The organism is Comamonas testosteroni (assembly GCF_000761245.1).
Lineage (GTDB): Bacteria > Pseudomonadota > Gammaproteobacteria > Burkholderiales > Burkholderiaceae_C > Comamonas > Comamonas testosteroni_C.
The window spans coordinates 1-5,799 of record NZ_AWOR01000086.1 but is presented as its reverse complement, the minus strand read 5'-3'; the positions used below and the strand labels follow the sequence as shown (position 1 = coordinate 5,799).

The window sequence follows — 5,799 nt, the reverse complement described above, 5'->3', positions numbered from 1 at the left end:
CGGGGAAGGGATCGTTCTTGATCGTGATGAGCTCAACGTCGATGCTCTTCACGGTCTTGTGCACCTTGCGGCGCGGCTTGGCTTGGTCGAATGCGTTCACGACTGAGCCTCCGCATTCACGGCAGCTGCAAAAGCATCCTCAGGCGTCTGCTGCTTCTCGCCACCTTCATCGTCTTCGATGTCACGCTGATCCGGGTTGCCGCCGGTGCTGGGCGTGTCGGGCTTGCCCGCGCGATAGCCCTTCTTGGCCTGTACCAGTTCAGCAGGGGCCAGCAGCTTGATGGAGATCTCGCCTTCGGCGGCCAGGCCGGAGAGCTCACCGAACAGCATGTTGTCCTGCAGCTCTTCGCCGTTGTACGAGATGGTCCACTTGATGGTGACGCTGCCGCCTTCGGAGAGCTCATATTGCAGGTTGGACACCACCACGTCAGTGAAGTCAACGTGGTATTCGTCCAGGCCCCAGTCCTGCGTGAGGCGGTAGCCACGGAACTTCAGGCCCTTGCCGTAGTGGTACAGCAGCGGCAACTGGGGGTGGCGCAGGTTCGGCAGCGGGAAATCCAGGCCGGGGATCTCGTCTTGACCGTCCTTGGCCGCCTTGTTGCAGTAGTGGTGCTCACGCAGGCCTGGCTCAATCACATCCAGCAGCGTGTTCGGTCCAGTCAGCGAGCATGCCAAGTCGATGGCGCGCACCTTTTCTTCGCCGTGAAGCTCGCGGCGGGGATTGGCGTTGGTGATGACGACTGTGGTGGGGTTGGTCAGTTCAAAGGCCATGGAATCCTCTTTTCAATGAAAAGCCTGCTGGGTTAGAGCAGGCTTGCGGTGGTTGCTATTGATTTCGATCAGGCGGTAACTGCCTGCAGTTCGTCGGCCAGCTTGCGGAATCCCAGGGACAGCAGCAGCGCCAGGCGCTTGATGTTGGCCTCGGTGACCTGCACGGCTCCACGCTCGCGGGTGAACTGGATGCCGTGGTGCTCCAGCGTGGCGGCGCTGATCTTGCCCAGGCCTGCTGCCTCCAGCAGTGTGTTGACTTGGCCCAGCGTCATGATCGGGCTGGTGTCAGCTGCTGCTGCGCTGGCCTTGGCCGTGCTGATCGCCTGCTTGGCGTCAATGCCGGCGATGCCTTCCACTGCCTTGTCCTGCACGAGTCCGGCCAGATCGTCGGCCACGGGCGCGGCCAGCGTGCCAGCCTCCTGGGCCTTGGCAATCGCCGTTTGCTCAAACTGCGCCTGTTCTTCGATGCGCTTGCGCTCTGCCTCTGCAGCTTCGCGCTCCAGCTTGGCGGCTTCTTCCTTGCGGATCTGCTCGCGCTGAGCTTCTAGGCGGGCGGCCTCCTGCTGCTTGTGATTGCCAATGCGCAGAGCGGCCAGGGCCTGGAAGTCCTCGGCAGCCTTGGTGCCCACGGTGGCAAAGTCGGCAAACAGGGCAATCCAGTCTCCGTCCTCTTGCATCAGGTGCTTGCGGTTGGCTTCCAGGCGGTCGGCCAGCTGGTTGGCTTCGTGCTTGGCATTGGTCAGGGCCACGGCCACCTTGTCGCGCATGCTGTCCAGCGACTTGAGGCCCTTGATTGCCCCTGCGAAATCAGCAGCAACCTGAGGGAATCGGCAGGGTCGGCCGTCGATTGCTTCCAGGCGCTTCTCCAGTTCACCAATGTGGCAGTCCAGATCCTTCTTGGCATCCGTCACCAGCGAAGTGCGGCGGGCCTCCTTCTCAGCCGTGACCAGCTTTTCGCGGGCCAGCCGCGTGGTGCGCATCAAGTTGGCCAGGTCGTTGGCGGTGCGCGTGAAGGCTTCAACGTCACTGACCTGGGCCAGTGCGCTAGCCACGGCCGCCTTCATGGCGTCTTCGCCAGACTTCAGGGCCTTGCACTCGGCCTCGGCGTCTGCGAATTCCTGGTCGGTGGCTGGCTTGGCTACCATGCCGTCGATGAAAGCACGCACGGCAACGGCCACTTGGTCCAGGTTGGAGACCACGGCCAAGCTGCCCTGCAGCTGCACAGCCACGGCCGGCAGGCTTTCAATCGGCTCAGCCACCACGGCGGCGGGACGCTCGGCATTGGGATCGTAGGCCGCCACATCCTTCTCCAGCTGTTCCCAGCCGGCGATGATCTGGGCGCGCAGCTCAGCGTTCGGCTCATACCAGCAGTGGAGCGCCTCCACTGGCAGGCCTTCGGCGGTCCACTTGCTGGCCATGAACAGGATGCGCTCAGCGCCGGAGACCATGGCCTGCTGTTCCATCTGCACCCTGTAATGCATAGGGAGGTCATCTCCGTGGCATTCGTTCGACAGCAACTCGCGCAGCTCAGCGTTGAGCGTCTTGTGCTCGAAGCCCACATCGTTCATGAAAGTCAGACCGTCGAAGCTGGCCGAGTACTTTCCACGGGTGCCAACGCAGGGCGACAGATCTTCTCCTATGATCTGCTCTCCCAGAGGACGGGCAAGGGCTTCGAATTGGTGCCCATCGTTGAATCGGCGCTGCGTGATCGCATCGACTTCGGGCGTGATGCCCGTGGCCCGTTCCTTGACCAGTTCTGAGCGCTTCTTGTAGGGGCTGCATCCCATCATCGCTGGCGCATCGCTGGCGTTGAGATATTTGCGGCGGTGGGCATTCCATTCCGGGCTGCCCTGGATGAGATTCACGAGTTGCATGGTCATGCTTGCTCCAGTTCTGCCGCGCGGGTATCAAAAATGTCGGTTAGGGTGGCTTGCTGCGACGGGTCAGCAATGACTTCGATCTGGTTGCCCAGGTCGTACAGCTTGTTCAGGTCAGTGCAGGCCTTGATTTCGGCGGCCAGCTTTTCAGGATCAGGCGCCGTGGTGCTGGTGTCAGCCGTCTGCTGACGCTTTGCAACTTCATCGCGCAGTTGCTGCTCTTGCTCTGCGGTGACCTTGTATTTGCTGTTGAGCCAGGCCAGAACATCGGCAAGAGGCTTCCCGGCGGCGATGCCATCCACCCACTTGCTCAGGCCGGCCGCCCAGCGTTCTGCCGCCCATTCAGGCTGAACCACTTCGGCTTGGCCCATGTGGCGCTCGCCCTGGGATGCTGCTGGCGTGTCGGTGGGAATGTCCTGCAGCTCTTCGGCACCGCCCATGCCGCGCAGCAGGTCGGCAGCAGCATCGCGTGCGGCAAACCAGAATGCTCTCCAGGCCATCTGACGATATGGGTAGTTGGTCCATGGCCCATCCTTGCCCCAGAGTCGAGCTGTTTTCGCGTCCTCGATGCTGAAGGTCCGCTCAGTGGGTTTGCGCCCAGGCCTTGTTATCTTGCAGCGGGCACGCCCAGTCTCTCTGACCTTCTCAATGTCGTCCTCATCAATTTGGCATCCGGCGGCCAGCAGCATTGCCTTGCCGGCATCGCCATAGATGGATGGCCTGCCGTTCACTGCGGCAATGCTCTGCAGGGCTTGGAGCGGCTTCATCCCGATCTCATAGCCCCATTGCATGGCAATGAGGCAGTCGCCCGGTTTGCCGCGGTATTGCTTTGGCACCATATCGCTGTCTGCCAAGTACTTTGAGAATTCCAGAGCCTGGTCGAAAGTCTGAGGGCTCAGGTCAAACTGGCCGGCGGGCCGCAGAGCTGTCGATTGCTGAGCGGTGAGAGCGTTGCTCATGGTGGGCCTCACTTCTTTTGTGCTAGGAACTGCTCTCGGGTCAGCTGCTGCACAGCAGACTTGCCGCCTTCCTTTGCAACGTCATCACGGCGCGCGGCCATAAATCGGTCGGCGTCCCAGACGCGGTGCTCTTGCACATAGGAAGAACCGTCCTTGCTGGTGTGACGGACGTAAATTTCATGGGGAGCGGACATGCTCATGAAAACCTCACTTGAGTGATAACGGCGAGAAGGGAGGCAGCGCTGCTGGCCACCCACAAAAGAAAAGCCCGGGCGGTACCGGGCTTGGTGTCTGTTTTGCTCATGGCTTCCTGGCTAGGGCGAAGAAGAGGAGGGCGAGCGCTTCAGTCATGGGGCTGGCCTGTGGCTTTGGCGATGGCTGTGCGCGCTGCACCGATTGCAGTGTTCTCCTTGCAGAAGCAAACAACACCGCCATCATGCTCACAGAAAGGGCCTCCGGCTTGCTCAACGACGTATTCCAAGGCCGCGAGACTTTCTTGAAGAGCCTCCAGCAGCTCCGGCGCGGCGGCTATCAGGCGGGCGTTAGCCGCTCCATCTGGCCCGTGCCCCACAAGAGCTGTTCTTCGTCCGTCGCCAACATAGACAACATAGAAGTAGCCACTGCTTTCCTTCTTGTGAGCGTCGATGTTCTGCTTGCAGATAGCGAGCGCCTCATCATTGCTCAGGCATTTGTCAGCTCCATAGTTCCAAGGCCCCGGGGTGTGCATTGCTTCGCTCATGGTTTCTCCTTAATACATTGAACAGTTACTTCGTCCAGCCAGACGGCTGTCATCCCCGGGCATAGCCACGCGCCGGCGGCGGCACGCTTGAGGTCGGCGGCAGTGGTGGTGATCGGGGCATCTGCCGCCTGTGCGCTGCATCCGGCCAGCCCAGCGCACACGAACAAGGTCAGCAGCACCAGAAACAACAAAGCCCGCGTTGGTGCGGGCTTCTTGCGGCGCGGGAGGCGCTGGAGTTGGATGGGGGAGGGCATCAGGTGGCTCCTTCAGGGTTGGCCCCATCAAACACCTGTTGCACCGCCTTGCCTACAGCAGTCATGCAGGTATCGCAGAGGTCATAGCTGGCGTTATTGCTGGCGACGGCGTGACCATATGCATCCAGACCATTACGGAAGATCTCAACCTTGGCCTCAAGACGCCCATTTGATTGATCCCGCTCATTGCCGCAGCAGTCGCAGATCACGATCGTTCTGGCAGGGATGAGTTTTTTCGCCATGGTTAGAACGCCTCGCATTGATGTTCAGCTTCAGGGGCCAGAGCAGCGCGGATCTGCTCGGGGGACAGCGGCTCTGCCATCTGGGCCAGCACCTGCTGGGCGCAGAACTCGGCAAGGGCAGGGTGCTGGGCTACTCGTTGAGCGGGTGTCATTGAAGGTCCTCCAGGTAGTCGGTGTAGATGGCAAAGGCGTGTAGCTTTGCGAAGTGGTTGGCGATCGCGTCGCGCAGCCGCTGGGCCGCAGGGCTGACCATCAGCTCAGCAAATGCGGCTTGGGTCGCGTCGTCGCTGGCTTCCATGGCCTGATACAGCAGTTCGTCTGCGCTCATGCCGCCGGCGAAGGCGTATTTTTCGAACCAGTCCCCAGGATTGACCACCTTGGCGAACTGTCGAGCCACGATGCCCGGCGCCTGAACGGCAGCCGTTTCGTGCAGAGCATCTGCCTCGGCTTCCTCATCGTTCCAGCGCTCGGCGTCTGCATGAGGGTTTGGAGTGGGGCCGAGGTAGATAGGAGGTCGGGCGTTCATGGTATGGCCCTCCCTATTTCGGCGGCGGCGCGGACGATTGCGCGGCGCACTGCTTCATCCTGTCCTTGCACTATCGTTTCTTCCCTTGCGACGAAGCCTCGCAAGACGCCATCAATCGTGCTGGCGGATGCTTCGCATGGCCCGGTATTCACCAGCATGCAGAAGTGACTTGCCAGCCTCAGCGCGTCGCCATCGTTGGTCAGAGGGTCCCAGTCATCGTCACCGTGCACCCAATCACGGATTGGTGTTGGCGATGGCGGCAGAAGCGTCGTTTTGCGGCCTGTGGCCTTTGCCGCCATTTCCAGCAGCCCTTGATCTGTTTCAGTCATGGCGACATCCAAATAAAAAAGCCACCCTGAGGTGGCAAGCTCACTGCGAAGTGAGGGGGGAGTAGATAGACGGCGCAGCGGTTCGCCAGATGAGGGTCCAGC

At 61.1% G+C, this 5,799-nt stretch carries 10 protein-coding genes; all 10 read right to left on the bottom strand.

The window, feature by feature from the left end:
- Window positions 1–96: 96 nt before the first annotated feature.
- A complete protein-coding gene (locus P353_RS24060; protein WP_034375379.1) occupies window positions 97–771 on the bottom strand; it encodes a hypothetical protein in 675 nt (224 codons plus the stop codon).
- Between the two features lie 68 nt (window positions 772–839).
- A complete protein-coding gene (locus tag P353_RS24055; protein ID WP_052085005.1) occupies window positions 840–2,651 on the bottom strand; it encodes a YqaJ viral recombinase family protein in 1,812 nt (603 codons plus the stop codon).
- Window positions 2,648–3,607 carry a hypothetical protein gene (locus tag P353_RS24050; RefSeq protein WP_034375376.1) on the bottom strand — a complete coding sequence of 320 codons (960 nt, stop codon included), beginning with the start codon at window positions 3,605–3,607 and terminating at the stop codon, window positions 2,648–2,650. Before P353_RS24050 ends, P353_RS24055 begins: the two co-directional genes overlap by 4 nt.
- Before the next feature lie 8 nt (window positions 3,608–3,615).
- Window positions 3,616–3,807, bottom strand: a complete 192-nt coding sequence (locus tag P353_RS24045) for a hypothetical protein (RefSeq protein ID WP_034375374.1) — start codon at window positions 3,805–3,807, stop codon at window positions 3,616–3,618.
- Window positions 3,808–3,950: 143 nt separating this feature from the next.
- On the bottom strand, window positions 3,951–4,346 hold the full coding sequence (locus P353_RS27695; RefSeq protein WP_052085004.1) for a hypothetical protein: 396 nt from the start codon (window positions 4,344–4,346) through the stop codon (window positions 3,951–3,953).
- Entirely contained in the window at window positions 4,343–4,600 is a 258-nt protein-coding gene (locus P353_RS24035; RefSeq protein WP_034375371.1) for a hypothetical protein, read from the bottom strand. The genes P353_RS27695 and P353_RS24035 overlap by 4 nt, the downstream gene beginning before the upstream one ends.
- Window positions 4,600–4,842 (bottom strand): hypothetical protein, encoded by a 243-nt coding sequence (locus tag P353_RS24030; protein ID WP_034375368.1) that lies wholly within the window; start codon window positions 4,840–4,842, stop codon window positions 4,600–4,602. The genes P353_RS24035 and P353_RS24030 overlap by 1 nt, the downstream gene beginning before the upstream one ends.
- Before the next feature lie 2 nt (window positions 4,843–4,844).
- Window positions 4,845–4,994 (bottom strand): hypothetical protein, encoded by a 150-nt coding sequence (locus P353_RS29695; RefSeq protein ID WP_198529142.1) that lies wholly within the window; start codon window positions 4,992–4,994, stop codon window positions 4,845–4,847.
- Window positions 4,991–5,368, bottom strand: a complete 378-nt coding sequence (locus P353_RS24025) for a hypothetical protein (protein ID WP_034375366.1) — start codon at window positions 5,366–5,368, stop codon at window positions 4,991–4,993. The genes P353_RS29695 and P353_RS24025 overlap by 4 nt, the downstream gene beginning before the upstream one ends.
- Window positions 5,365–5,799, bottom strand: a 435-nt coding sequence (locus tag P353_RS24020) for a hypothetical protein (protein ID WP_232776870.1), incomplete at its 5' end; no start/stop codon positions are given. The genes P353_RS24020 and P353_RS24025, both read right to left, overlap by 4 nt.